The organism is Escherichia sp. WS1152, assembly GCF_046487665.1.
Taxonomy (GTDB): Bacteria; Pseudomonadota; Gammaproteobacteria; order Enterobacterales; family Enterobacteriaceae; genus Escherichia; species Escherichia coli.
This window is the reverse complement of record NZ_JBJQJA010000008.1, coordinates 122,791-140,625: the sequence shown is the minus strand read 5'-3', so window position 1 is coordinate 140,625 and position 17,835 is coordinate 122,791. Positions and strand designations below refer to the sequence as shown.

At 53.5% G+C, this 17,835-nt stretch carries 16 protein-coding genes; 6 read left to right on the top strand and 10 right to left on the bottom strand.

The window, feature by feature from the left end:
• Positions 1 to 67: 67 nt before the first annotated feature.
• Together mhpT and ACJHW7_RS14755 are read left to right on the top strand one after the other, a co-directional pair.
• On the top strand, positions 68 to 1,279 hold the full coding sequence (gene mhpT, locus ACJHW7_RS14760) for a 3-(3-hydroxy-phenyl)propionate transporter MhpT (protein WP_021556542.1): 1,212 nt from the start codon (positions 68 to 70) through the stop codon (positions 1,277 to 1,279).
• 101 nt (positions 1,280 to 1,380) lie between these two features.
• On the top strand, positions 1,381 to 1,920 hold the full coding sequence (locus tag ACJHW7_RS14755) for a DUF2058 domain-containing protein (RefSeq protein WP_021556543.1): 540 nt from the start codon (positions 1,381 to 1,383) through the stop codon (positions 1,918 to 1,920).
• 325 nt (positions 1,921 to 2,245) lie between these two features.
• On the opposite strand, the gene fghA is transcribed toward ACJHW7_RS14755, so the two are convergent.
• From fghA to ACJHW7_RS14710, 9 genes are all read right to left on the bottom strand, one after another.
• Positions 2,246 to 3,079, bottom strand: coding sequence for an S-formylglutathione hydrolase (fghA, locus tag ACJHW7_RS14750; protein ID WP_021556544.1), 834 nt, complete (start codon positions 3,077 to 3,079; stop codon positions 2,246 to 2,248).
• A gap of 92 nt (positions 3,080 to 3,171) precedes the next feature.
• The gene (gene frmA, locus ACJHW7_RS14745; RefSeq protein WP_000842102.1) at positions 3,172 to 4,281 is read right to left on the bottom strand and encodes an S-(hydroxymethyl)glutathione dehydrogenase; all 1,110 of its coding nucleotides are present in this window, start codon (positions 4,279 to 4,281) and stop codon (positions 3,172 to 3,174) included.
• A gap of 34 nt (positions 4,282 to 4,315) precedes the next feature.
• Entirely contained in the window at positions 4,316 to 4,591 is a 276-nt protein-coding gene (gene frmR / locus ACJHW7_RS14740) for a formaldehyde-responsive transcriptional repressor FrmR (protein ID WP_001141271.1), read from the bottom strand.
• A 159-nt stretch (positions 4,592 to 4,750) separates the two neighbouring features.
• On the bottom strand, positions 4,751 to 5,797 hold the full coding sequence (gene fbpC, locus ACJHW7_RS14735; RefSeq protein ID WP_000078831.1) for a ferric ABC transporter ATP-binding protein: 1,047 nt from the start codon (positions 5,795 to 5,797) through the stop codon (positions 4,751 to 4,753).
• An 11-nt stretch (positions 5,798 to 5,808) separates the two neighbouring features.
• On the bottom strand, positions 5,809 to 7,887 hold the full coding sequence (locus ACJHW7_RS14730) for an ABC transporter permease (RefSeq protein WP_021556545.1): 2,079 nt from the start codon (positions 7,885 to 7,887) through the stop codon (positions 5,809 to 5,811).
• A gap of 68 nt (positions 7,888 to 7,955) precedes the next feature.
• Positions 7,956 to 8,987, bottom strand: a complete 1,032-nt coding sequence (locus ACJHW7_RS14725; protein ID WP_021556546.1) for an ABC transporter substrate-binding protein — start codon at positions 8,985 to 8,987, stop codon at positions 7,956 to 7,958.
• Positions 8,984 to 10,300 carry an MFS transporter family glucose-6-phosphate receptor UhpC gene (gene uhpC, locus ACJHW7_RS14720; RefSeq protein ID WP_072769118.1) on the bottom strand — a complete coding sequence of 439 codons (1,317 nt, stop codon included), beginning with the start codon at positions 10,298 to 10,300 and terminating at the stop codon, positions 8,984 to 8,986. The genes ACJHW7_RS14725 and uhpC overlap by 4 nt, the downstream gene beginning before the upstream one ends.
• A 72-nt stretch (positions 10,301 to 10,372) precedes the next feature.
• A complete protein-coding gene (locus ACJHW7_RS14715; protein WP_000089301.1) occupies positions 10,373 to 11,914 on the bottom strand; it encodes an MASE1 domain-containing protein in 1,542 nt (513 codons plus the stop codon).
• Positions 11,914 to 12,543, bottom strand: coding sequence for a response regulator transcription factor (locus ACJHW7_RS14710; protein WP_000621915.1), 630 nt, complete (start codon positions 12,541 to 12,543; stop codon positions 11,914 to 11,916). The genes ACJHW7_RS14715 and ACJHW7_RS14710 overlap by 1 nt, the downstream gene beginning before the upstream one ends.
• A 302-nt stretch (positions 12,544 to 12,845) precedes the next feature.
• Here ACJHW7_RS14710 and tauA point away from each other — a divergent pair, with 302 nt between their 5' ends.
• The 4 genes from tauA to tauD are packed head-to-tail and all read left to right on the top strand — an operon-like array spanning position 12,846 to position 16,260.
• Positions 12,846 to 13,808, top strand: a complete 963-nt coding sequence (tauA, locus tag ACJHW7_RS14705) for a taurine ABC transporter substrate-binding protein (protein ID WP_021556548.1) — start codon at positions 12,846 to 12,848, stop codon at positions 13,806 to 13,808.
• A gap of 12 nt (positions 13,809 to 13,820) precedes the next feature.
• Complete coding sequence (gene tauB / locus ACJHW7_RS14700) at positions 13,821 to 14,588, top strand: taurine ABC transporter ATP-binding subunit (protein ID WP_000939376.1); 768 nt, start codon at positions 13,821 to 13,823, stop codon at positions 14,586 to 14,588.
• The gene (tauC, locus tag ACJHW7_RS14695) at positions 14,585 to 15,412 is read left to right on the top strand and encodes a taurine ABC transporter permease TauC (RefSeq protein ID WP_000114602.1); all 828 of its coding nucleotides are present in this window, start codon (positions 14,585 to 14,587) and stop codon (positions 15,410 to 15,412) included. The genes tauB and tauC overlap by 4 nt, the downstream gene beginning before the upstream one ends.
• A complete protein-coding gene (gene tauD / locus ACJHW7_RS14690) occupies positions 15,409 to 16,260 on the top strand; it encodes a taurine dioxygenase (protein ID WP_000004033.1) in 852 nt (283 codons plus the stop codon). Before tauC ends, tauD begins: the two co-directional genes overlap by 4 nt.
• A gap of 106 nt (positions 16,261 to 16,366) precedes the next feature.
• Here tauD and hemB read toward each other — a convergent pair whose 3' ends face one another.
• Entirely contained in the window at positions 16,367 to 17,341 is a 975-nt protein-coding gene (gene hemB, locus ACJHW7_RS14685; protein WP_001295337.1) for a porphobilinogen synthase, read from the bottom strand.
• Positions 17,342 to 17,835: the final 494 nt, after the last annotated feature.

Sequence of the window (17,835 nt, the reverse complement as noted above, 5' to 3'; positions counted from 1 at the left end):
AGTTCTGATTACGCGGCTGGCAATGTATCAGTCGCGATTCACCTGCACTCGCAACGAGGTTCATCTTATGTCGACTCGTACCCCTTCATCATCTTCATCCCGCCTGATGCTGACCATCGGGCTTTGTTTTTTGGTCGCTCTGATGGAAGGGCTGGATCTTCAGGCGGCTGGCATTGCGGCGGGTGGCATCGCCCAGGCTTTCGCACTCGATAAAATGCAAATGGGCTGGATATTCAGCGCCGGAATACTCGGTTTACTACCCGGCGCGTTGGTTGGCGGAATGCTGGCGGACCGTTATGGTCGCAAGCGCATTTTGATTGGCTCAGTTGCGCTGTTTGGTTTGTTCTCACTGGCAACGGCGATTGCCTGGGATTTCCCCTCACTGGTCTTTGCGCGGCTGATGACCGGTGTCGGGCTGGGGGCGGCGTTGCCGAATCTTATCGCCCTGACGTCTGAAGCCGCGGGTCCACGTTTTCGTGGGACGGCAGTGAGCCTGATGTATTGCGGTGTTCCCATTGGCGCGGCGCTGGCGGCGACACTGGGTTTCGCGGGGGCAAACTTAGCATGGCAAACGGTGTTTTGGGTAGGTGGTGTGGTGCCGTTGATTCTGGTGCCGCTATTAATGCGCTGGCTGCCGGAGTCGGCGGTTTTCGCTGGCGAAAAACAGGCTGCGCCACCACTGCGTGCGTTATTTGCGCCAGAAACGGCAACCGCGACGCTGCTGCTGTGGCTGTGTTATTTCTTCACTCTGCTGGTGGTTTACATGTTGATCAACTGGCTACCGCTGCTTTTGGTGGAGCAAGGATTCCAGCCATCGCAGGCGGCAGGGGTGATGTTTGCACTGCAAATGGGTGCGGCGAGCGGGACGTTAATGTTGGGCGCATTGATGGATAAGCTGCGTCCAGTAACCATGTCGCTACTGATTTATAGCGGCATGTTAACTTCGCTGCTGGCGCTTGGAACGGTGTCGTCATTTAACGGTATGTTGCTGGCGGGATTTGTCGCGGGGTTGTTTGCGACAGGTGGGCAAAGCGTTTTGTATGCCCTGGCACCGTTGTTTTACAGTTCGCAGATCCGCGCAACAGGTGTGGGAACAGCCGTGGCGGTAGGGCGTCTGGGGGCTATGAGCGGTCCGTTACTGGCCGGGAAAATGCTGGCATTAGGCACTGGCACGGTCGGCGTAATGGCCGCTTCTGCACCGGGTATTCTTGTTGCGGGGTTGGCGGTGTTTATTTTGATGAGTCGGAGATCAAGAATGCAGCCGTGTGCCGATGCCTGACGCGCCTTATTAAGCAGGGGCGAAAGGGACTTGCCCCCAATACACCCACGGCGTTTACAGGTATACTCGCTAAAAATTATTCAGCGGGTTTGGAAACAAAGATGGCAAAACTTACCTTACAAGAGCAGTTGCTCAAAGCAGGATTAGTCACCAGCAAAAAAGCGGCGAAGGTCGAGAGAACGGCGAAAAAATCGCGCGTTCAGGCGCGTGAAGCTCGGGCTGCGGTAGAAGAAAATAAAAAGGCACAGCTTGAGCGTGATAAACAGCTTAGCGAACAGCAAAAACAAGCGGCGTTGGCGAAAGAATATAAAGCTCAGGTGAAGCAGCTTATTGAAATGAACCGGATCACCATTGCCAATGGCGATATTGGTTTTAACTTCACTGACGGCAATCTGATTAAGAAGATTTTTGTCGATAAGCTCACACAGGCGCAGTTGATTAATGGTCGTCTGGCGATTGCCCGCTTGTTGGTCGATAACAATAGCGAAGGTGAATACGCCATTATTCCCGCCAGCGTTGCCGATAAAATTGCTCAGCGTGATGCCAGCAGTATTGTGTTGCATTGCGCGCTCAGTGCCGAAGAGCAGGATGAAGACGATCCGTATGCCGACTTCAAAGTGCCTGATGATTTGATGTGGTAAACATAGATAAGTCGTGCGCAGATGCCTGATGCGACGCTATGCGCGTCTTATCAGGCCTACGGTTTATGGGCGAAATGTAGGCCGGATAAGGCGTTTACGCCGCATCCGGCAGTTGAGCGCAGATGCCTGATGCGACGCTTGCGCGTCTTATCAGGCCTACGGTTTACGGGCGAAATGTTGGCCGGATAAGGTGTTCACGCCGCATCCGGCAGTCGTGCGCAGATGCCTGATGCGACGCTATGCGCGTCTTATCATGCCTACGGCCTGCGGGCGAAATGTAGGCGGATAAGGCGTTCACGCCGCATCCGGCAGTCGTGCACTATTATTAACGCATATTCAGTTTATTGGCGTGGTAGGCAATATGCTCGCCAATAAAACTGGAGACAAAATAATAGCTGTGGTCGTAACCCTCGTGATAACGGATTAACGTCTTGATATTCATCTCCTGGCAGATCTTTTCAAGATTTTGAGTCCGCAGCTGTTCCGCGTAAAAATCATCACTCAACCCCTGATCAACCATGATTTCCGCAACGCGTTGACCTTGTGAAATAAGACTCACCGGGTCGTAATCCAACCAGGCCTCTTTATTTTCACCAAGATATGCAGCAAAGGCTTGCTGTCCCCACGGCACTTGCGATGGGGAGACAATGGGCGAAAACGCCGAGACGCTGACATATTCATCTGGGTTACGTAACGCCAGCACCAGCGCGCCCAGTCCGCCCATAGAATGACCAGAGATAGACTTTTTGGCCGTTGCCGGAAAATGATTCATCACTAAATCCGGCAGCTCGTTGCGGATATAGTCATACATTTTGTAATGTTCATTCCACGGCGCTTGCGTCGCGTTCAGGTAAAACCCGGCACCTTGCCCGAGATCGTAACGGTCGGCATCTGCGACATGACTGCCTCGCGGACTGGTGTCCGGCGCAACAATAATAATGTTGTGCTCAGCCGCGTAACGCTGCATCCCCGATTTAGTAATGAAATTCTGCTCATTGCAGGTCAGGCCCGAAAGCCAGTACAGCACCGGTAATTTTTCACCTGCAGCTTTTGGTGGGAGATAGACGCCGACATTCATTTCACATTTCAGTGATGCGGAATAATGCCGATACACATTTTGCCAGCCGCCAAAGCTGGCATGTTTTTCAATGAGTTCCATCAGTCATTATCTCACGGTTAATCCCCCGGACGGCTGCCCGGGGAGAGTATTAAGAACCCCGTATGAAGTGGACGGGGTAAACCAGCGGGAAATCAGTAACGAATTACGGTTCGAATGGATTTGCCTTCATGCATCAGGTCGAAGGCGTCATTAATTTCATCCAGGCTCATGGTATGCGTGACAAACGGTTCCAGATCGATATCACCTTTCATCGCATCTTCAACCATACCCGGTAACTGGGAACGACCTTTCACGCCGCCAAACGCGGAACCTTTCCATACGCGACCAGTGACCAACTGGAATGGACGGGTGGAGATTTCCTGACCGGAACCCGCGACCCCGATGATCACCGACTGACCCCAGCCGCGGTGCGCACTTTCCAGCGCCGCACGCATCACGTTGACATTACCGATGCATTCAAAGGTATGGTCGATACCCCATTTGTTGATATCCAGCAGGACATCTTTAATCGGTTTGTCGTAGTCATTCGGGTTAATGCAGTCGGTGGCACCGAAGCGACGCGCCAGATCGAATTTCTTCGGGTTGGTATCGATAGCGATAATCCGTCCCGCTTTCGCCTGACGCGCGCCCTGAACCACTGCCAGACCAATCGCGCCAAGACCAAACACAGCAACAGAATCCCCTGGCTGGACTTTAGCTGTGTTGTGTACCGCGCCAATACCGGTGGTCACGCCACAGCCCAGCAGGCAGACGTGTTCATGGTTTGCTTCTGGATTAATTTTTGCCAGAGACACTTCCGCGACTACGGTGTATTCACTGAATGTAGAGCACCCCATGTAGTGATAAAGCGGCTGCCCGTTGTAAGAAAAACGGGTGGTGCCGTCTGGCATCAGGCCTTTACCCTGGGTTTCGCGAACCGCAACACAGAGGTTAGTTTTGCCAGAACGACAGAACTCACACTCGCCGCACTCTGCGGTGTAAAGCGGGATCACATGGTCGCCTGGTTTGACGCTGGTTACGCCTTCACCGACTTCAACCACAACGCCAGCCCCTTCGTGACCGAGAACCACCGGGAATACACCTTCCGGGTCATCGCCGGAGAGGGTAAATGCGTCGGTATGGCAAACGCCGGTATGGGTGACTTTAATCAGCACTTCACCTTTTTTCGGTGGTGCAACGTCAATTTCAACGATTTCCAGCGGTTTACCGGGAGCAAATGCAACGGCAGCACGTGATTTCATCTCTCGCTCTTCCTCAATATGGTAATAGATTCAGCTATTTAAGATAGGCACGAACCAGTTCAATAGTGTCGTCAACGGATTGGCTGACTTCGCGGCTGTAGCAGTCATTTCGGTCAAACGTTTCCCGGATATGGCTTTCAAGCACTTCAGCCATCAGCCCGTTAGCCGCGCCCCGAACGGCAGCGATCTGTTGGAGTATGGCACGGCATTCGGCATCACCCTCCAGCGACCGTTCCAGAGCATCAATCTGCCCCCGAATACGACGAACTCGAGTAAGGACCTTTTTCTTCTCTTCCGGAGTACTGGGCATTTCGCACCTCATCATCTGCACGCAATATACTATAGGGGGGTATGCTATATGTCAATGCATACCCCCCTATAGTATATAACACTGGAGAATAATTGTTGTCCGAAGCCTAACCAGGTGAACGGTCCCTCAAGACAGATGGGGACCGTTTATGTGCTATTTTTATGCCGCATCCGCTAAAACAAACATCCCGTAAGGATGGATTTCGAGGTAATAGTGCTCACCAATATCGGGCTGTAAACGGGTGGCGTTTACTTGTAATAAAATCTCCTGTCCATGCCACTCTACGGTCACTTCGTACTGCGGCCCCATGTAGGCGACATGGCGAATAACACAACGCTGACTCTCTTCGCCGTGATTGCTTAAGGTGATGGCTTCCGGGCGAACGCCGACGGTGCCGCTACCTTGCGCCGGGAAATGCGCCGCGCGCGGCAGGCGATAACCGTAGATATCGACATACTCTTCGCTAAAGTTCGCCGGGAACAGGTTGGCGTCGCCCATAAAACTTGCCATAAATCGGGAGGCTGGCTGACGATAGAGATCCTGCGGTGAGCCAATCTGCATGATGTGACCTTTATTCATTACCAGCACAGTGTCGGACACCGCGAAAGCTTCACTTTGATCGTGAGTGACGTAGAGCGACGTGATATTAAACTGCTTTTGCAGCTCGCGGATCTTATCGCGCATACTGCGGCGCAGGTTGGCATCGAGGTTACTTAACGGCTCATCAAACAGCAGCACCTTTGGCTTGAGGATCAACGCGCGGGCCAGTGCCACACGCTGTTGCTGACCACCGGAAATCTGATCGACATAGCGGTCCTCGAAGCCTTCCAGATCCACCATTGCCAGCGCCTCCTTCACCCGCTGTTTCACTTCGCTACGCGACACGCCAAGCATCTTCAGCCCGTAGCCAACGTTTTCACCCAGCGACATATGCGGGAACAGAGCGTATGACTGAAACACCATGCAGATATCGCGCTGTTGAATGGAACGATGCGTGACATCTTCGCCATCAATAAAAATTTGCCCTTCGCTCGGTTTTTCCAGCCCGGCAACCAGACGCAAAATGGTGGTTTTGCCACAGCCGGAAGGACCGAGCAGCGTCACCATTTGCCCTTGTGGGATGGTGAGATTGATATTGTCGATAACCGTATTACTGCCGAATCGTTTAGTGACGTTGCGCAGTTCAACAAAATTTTTCTGACTCATAGTGCGCTCCATTACGCCTGGTTTTTGGCTTTAGAACGGGAGATACGAGCTTCTCCGATCAGCCAGTCAAAGAGGAAAATAATCGCCAGCATCACCACGATCAGAATCGAACCATAGGCGATGGCTACGCCATATTCGCCGTCTTCAACGCGGTTAAGAATGTAGGCGGTTGCCACGCGGGTGTCCGGCGTGACGAGAAAGACGATGGCGCTGACCGTCGTGATGGCCCGCACAAAGCTGTAGATCAGGGCCGAGAGAATGGCCGGACGCAGCAGCGGCAGTAAAATGTGGGTTATGGTTCGCAAGGAACCCGCGCGCAGGCTGAGTGAGGCTTCATCCAGCGATTTGTCGATCTGCCCCAGGCCTGCAATCCCGGCGCGAATACCCACCGGAACGTTACGCATCACCATCGAGATAATCACAATTGCCGCCGTTCCGGTGAGATAAACCGGAGCGCTGTTAAAGGCAAGAATATACGAGACGCCCGCCACCGTACCCGGTACGGCAAAGCACAGCATGGTGGTGAACTCGATGGTCTTTTTGCCTTTGAATTGTTGACGCACCACCACCCAGGCGATGAGCAGGCCAAAGATAGCGGTAATGGGAGCGGCAATCCCGGCGTAGAGCAGGGTATCCAGCAGTGAAGGCCACGCGCCGTCGCTCATTCCCTGACCAAATAGCTTGATAAAGTTATCCAGCGTCAGGGTGTAGTCCACGCCCCAGTTCACCGTGAAGCTGCCGTAGAAAATGCTGCCGTAGAGCAGGGCGTTAAAGGCAATCCATATCGCAAGTATGGCGACCACGCTCCACACCAGGGTGACCGGTAGCGGCTGGACGTCGCCACGGTAGGATTTGCCGGAAACCGTGACGTAAGAGCGTTTACCAATCCACATATACTGTATGCAGAACACCAGCAGCGAGAACAGCAGCAGGGAAGCGCCAAGGGTGCTGGCGGCCTGATAATCCAGCTGCGAGCCGGTAATATAGAAGTAAATTTGCGTCGCCAGTACGTCGAAGTTACCGCCAAGTACCAGCGGGTTACTGAAATCAGCCAGTGACTGTACCACGACGATTAAAAAGGCATTGGCGAGCGCGGGCTTCAACAACGGCACAAACACGCCGTTAAAGGTTTGCCAGCGGCTGGCGCGCAGGGTGTAGGAGGCCTCTTCCAGCGAGGGATGAATGGTTTTAATGGCCCCGTCGAGGATCATAAATGCCATTGGCGTGAATGCCAGAACCTGTGCCAGCCAGATCCCGGTAAAACCGTACAGCCAGTTGGTGTTGGTCAGCCCAAACCACTCCACCATAAATTCCGTAACATAGCCGGAGCGCCCCATCATGAGCGTCACGCCTAAGCCGACCACAAACGGTGGCGTAACGATGGGCAAAATGGAAAAGATGCGACCAATAATGGCGCTGCGTTTAGCGATGCGCGTGGTATAAATCGCCAGCACCAGGCCGAAGAAAGTACAGCCTATCCCCACCGCTATCGACAAGACGATAGAGTTGACGATCACCTGAACAATATGTGCCTGCGAGAGCACGGTCATAAACGCCAGCGGGGCGAACTCTCCCGCGTCGTTGGTGAACATCGGGATAAAAATGGCGATGCTCGGCCAGACGATAAAAATGCCAATCAGCGCCACAATCGCAATCAGTGAGCCGATCACGAAGCGGTCGCCACCCAGCCATTCGAGGCGGGTTAAGGCCAGCGTCATAATCGCGCCTAGTTCGACAAACAGCACGATGGCGGCGTAGCCTAAACCGCGTCCAACCACGGTGGCGCTGATGACGATAAACGCCATACAGAGCAATGCCCAGCCGGCATCGAAATAATGACGGCTACGTTGTTCGCGCGTGGCCTCACTAAACGGGCGGACCAGCAACAGGCTCGGGAGTAAATACCACAGCCAGCTGATATTAAAATGCGACCAGCCGTACGCCCCGAGGATCTCATCACTCGTGGACTCCAGCAGGCCATAATCGAGGCTCCAGCTCGGCAACAGGACAAATGCCAGCCAGCCCAGCAAAACCCAAAGGAAAATCGCATCCCGCTTTTTCACGGGATGGAGTGCAAGTGTCTGTGACATAGCAGTTCCGGTATGGTTGGCCGGGGCAGGCGTTTGTGCTGCACCCGGCAAATACGCCTAATGCGGGTTTATTTACCCATCTTCACTTCGCTGACCCATTTATTAATCAATGCCTTACGAACATCCGTGGAACCATATTTATCCATGTCGTAGTTGATTAATTTCAGGTCGTCGAGCTTCAGCGAATTTGGCGACGTTTCGGCGGTGGTATTGGTCAGGATCTGATAAGACTTCCCTTTCTTCCACGCCAGTTCCTGTGCTTCTTTTGATAATACCCAGTCCACAAACAGTTTGGCGTTGTCGAGGTTGCGCGCGCCTTTCAGAATGCTGACGCCGCCAATTTCGTAGCCCGTACCTTCACACGGGGAAATCAACTCCAGTGGCGCGCCCTGTTCTTTTTCCAGCGAGTAGTCATGCAGGAAGCCAATACCAATCGCCGTTTCGCCGCGGGCGGCGTTACGTGCCGGGGCAATGCCTGATTTGGTGTACTGGGAGACGTTGGCGTTAAGTTGTTTGAGATAATCAAAGGCCTGATCTTCCCCCCACAGCTGCGCAAAGGTAGCCAGCGCGGTGTAGGCTGTCCCGGAACTTTGCGGATCGGCAATTTGAATTTCGCCTTTATATTCCGGTTTGGTGAGATCTTTCCAGCACTTCGGCACCGGCAGGTTTTTCTCTTTCAGCCGATCGGTATTGACGCCAAATCCGAGGATCCCCACATAAACGGCGGATGACAGATTCCCTTTCACTTTTGCCGGATCGCGGAATTTTTCCATGATCTGCTCAAGGTTAGGGGATTTATACGCCTGCAGCAGGCCCATCTCGCCGGCCTGCGACTGCGGGTCTAAGGTGCCGCCGTACCAGACGTCAGCCTGTGGGTTTTTCTTTTCGGCATCGACTTTTGCCAGGGTGCTACCGGAACCGTTGCGGATAAACGAGGTTTTCACATCATATTTCTCGCCAAACGCTTTGGTTTCGGCCTCACACATTTCATTGGTGGCGCTGCAATAGACCACCAGCCGGCCTTTCGCCTGTGCGGCACCCGTTAAGGTTGCCAGCGCAACGGCAGAAGCAATCAGAGTAGAGGTAAGGGTCATTTTCATTGTTTTATCCTTCGAGCGTGAGTGGTGGTGATGCCCGCCATCAGTAACGGCATCAGCAGTAAACCCATAAGTACTGCGGCGACCGAGAGTAAACTGAACATTCCTGGCCAGCCGTAGCGTTCGATGACCAGCGACAGCGGCCAGCCTGCCAGCGCCGCGCCGAGATAAGCGAACAGGCCGAGAAATCCGGTGATTGAACCCGCCGCAGCTTTGTGCCCACACTCCACCGCCGCAAGTCCAATCAGCATTTGCGGGCCAAAGACGAAAAAGCCCACGGTAAAAAAGCACACTGCCAGCAGGGCGTAGTGATGAACCGGCGCCAGCCAGAGTGCGGCGACCGACACCATCAACCCCAGCGTGAACAGCAAAATCATTGGCGCCCGTTGCCCGCTAAACAGCAAATCCGATCCCCATCCGGCAAATAACGCGCCGAGTAAGCCGCCGACTTCAAACAGCATTACCGTGGCGTTGGCGCTGAGCAGGTTGACACCGTGGCTTTCCGTCAGCCAGATATTGCCCCAGTCGTTAAGCGCAATCCGGATCACATAAACCAGTACATAAGAGACGCCCAGTAGCCAGATCAGCGGATTTTGCAGCATGGTGGTGCGCAACATTTGCCACAGCCCCATCGGCGGACTTTGTTGTTCCTGACGTAACTCCAGCGGATCGTGACGCCAGTGACCAACTGTCGGTAATCCCTCTTCCTGGGGCGTGCCTTTGAGTTGTAGTGTTAACCAGATCCCTAATGCCATGCTGATTATCCCCGGTGTCAGCATCGCGGCCTGCCAGCCCCACCAGTGGGCGGCAAAGGCGCTAATCAGCGGAATAATCGCTCCGCCAATGTTGATCGACATATTCCAGCAGCCCCACCAGAAACCGCGCTCATTGCGTGAGTACCAGTGGGTCAGCAAGCGGGCACACGGTGGCCATCCCCAACCCTGAAAAAAACCGTTCAGTGTCCAGACCACAAGCAGAAGCGTAAGTGATTCGCCAAAGGCAAACACCACGTTCAATAACCCGGTGGCGAACAAGCCGACGCCCATAAAACCGCGTTGTCCGTCGCTGTCATGCCACAGTCCGGCGGTAAATTTCGACAATCCGTAACTGAGATAAAACAGCGAACCCAGCAGGCCAATGTCGCCTTTATCCAGTCCGAGGTCGGTTTGTAGCGCCGGAAGGACGTAATTCACGCTTTTTCGCGTCAGATAAAATGCGGCGTAGCCAATAATCATGCACATCAGCAATCGCGGACGTAATGTCCGGTAGCATTGATCAATTTCTCTCGCTGAACGCGCGTGCATGGTTGTCTCCATGTTGCTGACTATATGAAAATGAAAGTGAAAGGGGATGAGAGAAAATCCGGGATACCTAAGACTTTTTCCTGGTTATCCGGCGATTTGTTGCAAAAATGTGGGCAAGTTAACAATTACCCGCGTGCCGTGCTGTTTTTCGAGCGTTAAGTCGCCGCCCAGGGCGCTGACGCGCTCACGCATCCCCTGAATGCCAAATCCGGCCATTTTCCCGCTGGCGATCCCCACACCGTTGTCGCTGACTTCCAGATGCAATACCTCTCCCTGCTGGCGCAGGATAATCGTCACTTCGCTGGCTTCGGCGTGTTTACAGATGTTATTGAGCAACTCCTGCAATAACCGATACAAGGTAAAGCGCACCGTTTCGTTTTCTGGTGTGGAGTTCAGTTGATAGGCAAACTGGCAATGAATGCCGCGTTCACTAAAGGCAAATTCATTAATCAGATGCAGCAACGCTTCGCGAAATGTCAGTTCATCAAGCGCGGGAGGCCGCAACTGGCGCAGCAATTGGCGGGTGGAGAGATGAATGCGGCGGGCGAGCTCATTGATTTGGCTGGCTGCGGATTGAATTTGCGCCGGATCACGCGCCCGCTTCACCAGTTGCGACTGGATCTGAATGGCGGTGATGTTCTGACCGATTTCGTCGTGCAGCTCTCGCGCCAGGTTTTTTCGCGTGTCCTCCTCGGTGTGGATCAGCTTTTCCGCCAATGCCCGCCGCGCTGCCAGCTCGGCCTCCAGCCGTTGTCGGTAATGGTGCAGGTTTAGCGCCAGATGTTGCTGGCGACTGATGGCAATGCCCAGGCCAATTCCCAGCAAGGCCTGGGTCGCGAGGAAAATCTCCAGCTCCACCAGGTTACTAAAGCCCACGCCAATCTGGCGGGCGATGGTGATCATCATGCTGCCCAAAAGCCCGGAGAGTACGCCACCTTGCCAGCCAAATTTCCACGCCATCACCACATTGGGCAAAAAGACCACGATCAACAGCAGACGTTCAATTTCAGGTGACAGCACCATCTGAGTGCCGATACCAATAATAAAAAACAGGCTACACCAGATGATTAAAGAGGTACGCAAGGGGGGATTATGCGTATCGAGTCCCAGGAGCTGGTAGCGATGCTGCTGGCGCAGAAACTCAAAGATAAGATAGACAAACGGCGTCAGTAATACGCCGCCGGTAAATGAGGTCAAACCCGGCAGCATTATTGGGCCTGACATAAAAGGGGAGAGCAGGGCGGTATTCAACAATGAAGCTGCCGTGACAGTGGCTAACAGCAACGTCAGACGCTGCCAGTAAAGTGGAAAACGGTGCCAGAAGTTTTGCGCAAGGAGGACAGGAAACAGGCTAATAACCGGCGTTGCCAGCATGAGATAACCGTTCAATAGCTGTTCACTATGGAGCCAGAACATCATCAGCAAAGGGGGGAGCACCAACGCAGGCCAGTAGCGGCGAGAGAGCAAAATAACAAGGGCGAGATAAACTCCCTGCGGGAGAAACAACACCGCCTGTTGACCGTTATTGGTCAGATAAAAGCTGAGCGTCCACAGCATCAGCCAGCCGGTTCCCCAGGCCAGCACAATAAACAGCGAAATCACCCAATGACGAAGATTGCGCGACATTAATGCCCCGCCAGCAGATGGTGGTCGAGCGCAAAATGTACCAGTTCAATGGTGCTATGGCAGTTCAGTTTTCCCAGCACATTGGCGCGATGCACATGTACCGTTTTATGACTGAGTTCGAGTTTAAAGGCGATCTCTTTAACGCTGTCTCCTTTGACCAGTAAATCAAACACTTCACGTTCTCGTGGGGTGAGAATTTCCAGCGCCTGGGCGGGTTGCCCGCCGCCGCGTAAAGCCCGAATCGCATCGGCACAGAGATAATGCCCGCCCAGCCCGACCGAGCGCACCGCCTGCACTAACTCTTCCGGCCCACAGCGTTTGGTTAAATACCCGCTGGCACCGGCATCCAGCGCGCTTTGCACAAAGGTTGGCGCGTCATAAATGCTAAGAATAATGGCGCGAAATTGCGGTTTTTGTGCACGCAGGCGCTTAAGCAAACTGAGGCCGTTTTCGTCTGGCATGGCAATATCAATGACGGCAACATTGACGTCATCACGGATTAATGCCGACCATGCCTGCGCGGCACTACTGTACTGACCAATGACCTCCAGATCGTCTTCCAGAGAGAGTAATTGTGCGAAGCCAGAGCGCACCACCACATGGTCATCCACCAGCACTACCCGAATCATACTTTTCTTCTCTTATTATCTAATTCTCCTATCATGCATCACGGCGCGGCGCTGGCAATCAACCAGCGACAGATATGGAATGGATGTAACAAAATGGCAATAATTTGCCGGAGCGCGCACAGCTTATCTGGCTTGTGAACCGGCGGGATACGTTCGCCAAAACCGCAAAATGCGCAAACTCGCTAACCATTGCCGATTTTTTTCTAAAAACGCTTTGTTCTTAACAAGACCTTTTAATTCCTTTATCAAACTGACCCGCAACGAAATACTGCTCCCATAACAAGACAGGGGAGCAGACAATCATGGCAATTTCATCGCGTAACACTCTTCTTGCCGCACTGGCATTCATCGCTTTTCAGGCGCAGGCGGTGAACGTCACCGTGGCGTATCAAACCTCAGCCGAACCGGCGAAAGTGGCTCAGGCCGACAACACCTTTGCTAAAGAAAGCGGAGCAACCGTGGACTGGCGTAAGTTTGACAGCGGAGCCAGCATCGTGCGGGCGCTGGCTTCAGGCGACGTGCAAATCGGCAACCTCGGTTCCAGCCCGTTAGCGGTTGCAGCCAGCCAACAGGTGCCGATTGAAGTCTTCTTGCTGGCGTCAAAACTGGGTAACTCCGAAGCGCTGGTGGTAAAGAAAACTATCAGCAAACCGGAAGATCTGATTGGCAAACGCATCGCCGTACCGTTTATCTCCACCACCCACTACAGCCTGCTGGCGGCGCTGAAACACTGGGGCATTAAACCCGGGCAAGTGGAGATTGTGAACCTGCAGCCGCCCGCGATTATCGCTGCCTGGCAGCGGGGAGATATTGATGGTGCTTATGTCTGGGCACCGGCGGTTAACGCCCTGGAAAAAGACGGCAAGGTGTTGACCGATTCTGAACAGGTCGGACAGTGGGGCGCGCCAACGCTGGACGTTTGGGTGGTGCGCAGAGATTTTGCCGAGAAACATCCTGAGGTCGTGAAAGCGTTCGCTAAAAGCGCCATCGATGCTCAGCAACCGTACATTGCTAACCCAGACGTGTGGCTGAAACAGCCGGAAAACATCAGCAAACTGGCGCGTTTAAGCGGCGTGCCTGAAGGTGACGTTCCGGGGCTGGTGAAGGGGAATACCTATCTGACGCCGCAGCAACAAACGGCAGAACTGACCGGACCGGTGAACAAAGCGATCATCGACACCGCGCAGTTTTTGAAAGAGCAGGGCAAGGTCCCGGCTGTAGCGAATGATTACAGCCAGTACGTTACCTCGCGCTTCGTGCAATAAAAGGAGGCGCAGATGCTGCAAATCTCTCATCTTTACGCCGATTATGGCGGCAAACCGGCACTGGAAGATATCAACCTGACGCTGGAAAGCGGCGAGCTACTGGTGGTGCTGGGGCCGTCCGGCTGCGGTAAAACCACCCTGCTGAATCTGATTGCCGGTTTTGTGCCTTATCAGCATGGCAGCATTCAACTGGCGGGTAAGCGTATTGAGGGACCGGGAGCAGAGCGTGGCGTAGTTTTTCAGAATGAAGGGCTACTACCGTGGCGCAATGTACAGGACAACGTGGCGTTCGGCCTGCAATTGGCAGGTATAGAGAAAATGCAGCGACTGGAAATCGCGCACCAGATGCTGAAAAAAGTGGGGCTGGAAGGCGCAGAAAAACGCTACATCTGGCAGCTTTCCGGTGGTCAACGTCAGCGGGTGGGGATTGCCCGCGCGCTGGCGGCGAATCCCCAGCTGTTATTACTCGACGAACCGTTTGGTGCGCTGGACGCCTTCACCCGCGACCAGATGCAAACCCTGCTGCTGAAACTCTGGCAGGAGACGGGCAAGCAGGTGCTGTTGATTACCCACGATATAGAAGAAGCGGTGTTTATGGCGACTGAACTGGTTCTGCTTTCATCCGGTCCTGGCCGTGTGCTGGAGCGGCTGCAGCTCAACTTTGCTCGCCGCTTTGTTGCGGGAGAGTCGAGCCGCAGCATCAAGTCCGATCCACAATTCATCGCCATGCGCGAATATGTTTTAAGCCGCGTATTTGAGCAACGGGAGGCGTTCTCATGAGTGTGCTCATTAATGAAAAACTGCATTCGCGGCGGCTGAAATGGCGCTGGCCGCTCTCGCGTCAGGTGACCTTAAGCATTGGCACGTTAGCGGTTTTACTCACTGTATGGTGGACGGTGGCGGCGCTGCAACTGATTAGCCCGCTGTTTTTGCCGCCGCCGCAACAAGTACTGGCAAAACTGCTCACCATTGCCGGACCGCAGGGATTTATGGACGCCACGCTGTGGCAGCATCTGGCAGCCAGCCTGACGCGCATTGTGCTGGCGCTACTCGCGGCGGTGTTGATCGGCATTCCGGTCGGGATCGCCATGGGGCTAAGCCCGACGGTGCGCGGCATTCTGGATCCGGTAATCGAACTTTATCGTCCGGTGCCGCCGCTGGCTTATTTACCACTGATGGTGATCTGGTTTGGTATTGGCGAAACCTCGAAGATCTTACTGATCTATTTAGCGATTTTTGCACCGGTGGCGATGTCGGCGCTGGCAGGGGTGAAAAGCGCGCAGCAGGTTCGCATTCGTGCCGCCCAGTCGCTGGGTGCCAGCCGTGCGCAGGTGCTGTGGTTTGTCATTTTGCCCGGCGCGCTGCCGGAAATTCTCACCGGATTACGCATTGGTCTGGGGGTGGGCTGGTCTACCCTGGTAGCGGCGGAGCTGATTGCCGCGACGCGCGGTTTAGGATTTATGGTTCAGTCAGCGGGTGAATTTCTCGCGACTGACGTGGTGCTGGCGGGGATCGCGGTGATTGCGATTATCGCCTTTCTTTTAGAACTGGGTTTGCGCGCGTTACAGCGCCGACTGACGCCCTGGCATGGAGAAGTACAATGAGTGAACGTCTGAGCATTACCCCGCTGGGGCCGTATATCGGAGCACAAATTTCGGGTGCCGACCTGACGCGCCCGTTAAGCGATAATCAGTTTGAACAACTTTACCATGCGGTACTGCGCCATCAGGTGGTGTTTCTGCGCGATCAAGCCATTACGCCGCAGCAGCAACGCGCGCTGGCCCAGCGTTTTGGCGAACTGCATATTCACCCTGTTTACCCTCATGCCGAAGGGGTTGACGAGATCATCGTGCTGGATACCCATAACGATAATCCGCCAGATAACGACAACTGGCATACCGATGTGACATTTATTGAAACGCCACCCGCAGGGGCGATTCTGGCAGCGAAAGAGTTACCTTCGACCGGCGGCGATACGCTCTGGACCAGCGGTATTGCGGCCTATGAGGCGCTCTCTGTTCCCTTCCGCCAGCTGATGAGCGGGTTGCGTGCGGAGCATGATTTCCGTAAATCGTTCCCGGAATACAAATACCGCAAAACCGAGGAGGAGCATCAACGCTGGCACGAGGCGGTTGCGAAAAATCCGCCGTTGCTACATCCGGTGGTGCGAACGCATCCGGTGAGCGGTAAACAGGCGCTGTTTGTGAATGAAGGCTTTACTACGCGAATTGTTGATGTCAGCGAGAAAGAGAGCGAAGCCTTGTTGGGCTTTTTATTCGCCCATATCACTAAACCGGAGTTTCAGGTGCGCTGGCGCTGGCAACCGAATGATATTGCGATTTGGGATAACCGTGTGACTCAGCACTATGCCAATGCGGATTACCTGCCACAGCGGCGGATTATGTATCGGGCGACGATTCTTGGGGATAAACCGTTTTATCGGGCGGGGTAATACGAGAGTGGACGGTCCCCTCGCCCCTTTGGGGAGAGGGTTAGGGTGAGGGGGAGTTCACCGTACTTTCAACAGGTTACTTCCCCCTTTCTGAGAGAAAACAGAACTAACGCAGTATCTTCTTCTCAGCCAAATCCAGCGCAAAGTAGCTGAAAATCAGATCCGCACCCGCACGCTTAATCGAACCTAAGCTTTCGAGCACCACTTTCTCTTCATCTATAGCACCCGCCAGCGCGGCGAACTTAATCATCGCGTACTCACCGCTCACCTGATACGCGCCAATCGGCAATTCAGTACGTTCACGCAGCTCACGCACGATGTCGAGGTACGCTCCAGCAGGTTTAACCATCAGGCAGTCTGCGCCCTGGGCTTCATCCAGCAGTGACTCACGAATCGCCTCACGACGGTTCATTGGGTTCATCTGATAGCTTTTGCGGTCGCCTTTTAATGCGCTTCCGGCAGCTTCACGGAACGGGCCATAAAAGGAAGAGGCGAACTTGGTCGAATACGACATAATCGCCGTATCTTTAAAGCCAGCAGCGTCCAGCGCCTGGCGAATCGCCTGTACCTGGCCATCCATCGCGGCGGAAGGGGCAATGAAGTCTGCGCCTGCAGCAGCTGCAACCACGGCTTGCTTGCCTAAATTTTCCAGAGTCGCATCGTTGTCGACGCCATGCTCGCACAGCACACCGCAGTGACCGTGAGATGTGTATTCACAGAAACAAGTGTCTGACATGACGATCATTTCTGGCACAGTCTGCTTGCAGATGCGCGACATACGCGCCACCAGTCCATCTTCCCGCCAGGCGTCGCTGCCGGTTTCATCGGTATGGTGAGAGATGCCGAAAGTCATCACGGAACGAATACCGGCGTTGGCGATGCGTTCAATTTCGCGTGCCAGATGTTTCTCTGGAATGCGCATCACGCCTGGCATGGCTTCAACGGCTTTGTAGTCGTCAATTTCTTCTTCAACAAAGATCGGCAACACCAGGTCGTTAAGGCTAAGTGTTGTCTCTTCAAACATAGCGCGCAGCGCAGGAGATTTGCGCAGGCGACGAGGGCGTTGGATTAAATCTGTCATGGTCTGCCTGATGTTTGTGGAATCGAGGGGCATAGTATACCTGAAGCAGGGTGGGGATGTTTTACGAAAGTTGTCGCGATGTTGACAAGAAGAGAATGGAAGAGAGGCCAGGACATCTTTGTAATAGAAATAGCAATAATTTCATATTCACTGAAAATATTTTTAATTTTTATTTATAGGTGCTGGTTATTATTTTTGCTAATTTGGTTGAACTGTCAAAAATTGAATTACTTAAAGTTCATTGTTTATTGATAAATTATTTGTCTGATTTGTTGTTTTGGTATTTTCAGGATCTATAATTCAAAATTAATGATTTCATTAACGTGTTGAAATGCAGTGTTTTTGTCAACTTATTCTTTGTGCGTATAGATATTTTTATATATGTCCGCAATCGGACTTAGGGGAAAGAATAATTGAACCATTCCTCTATAACGCCGCATAATCGTAAACGCGAAACATAAGATGTTTTCTATGCATTGATAATTGATGGATCA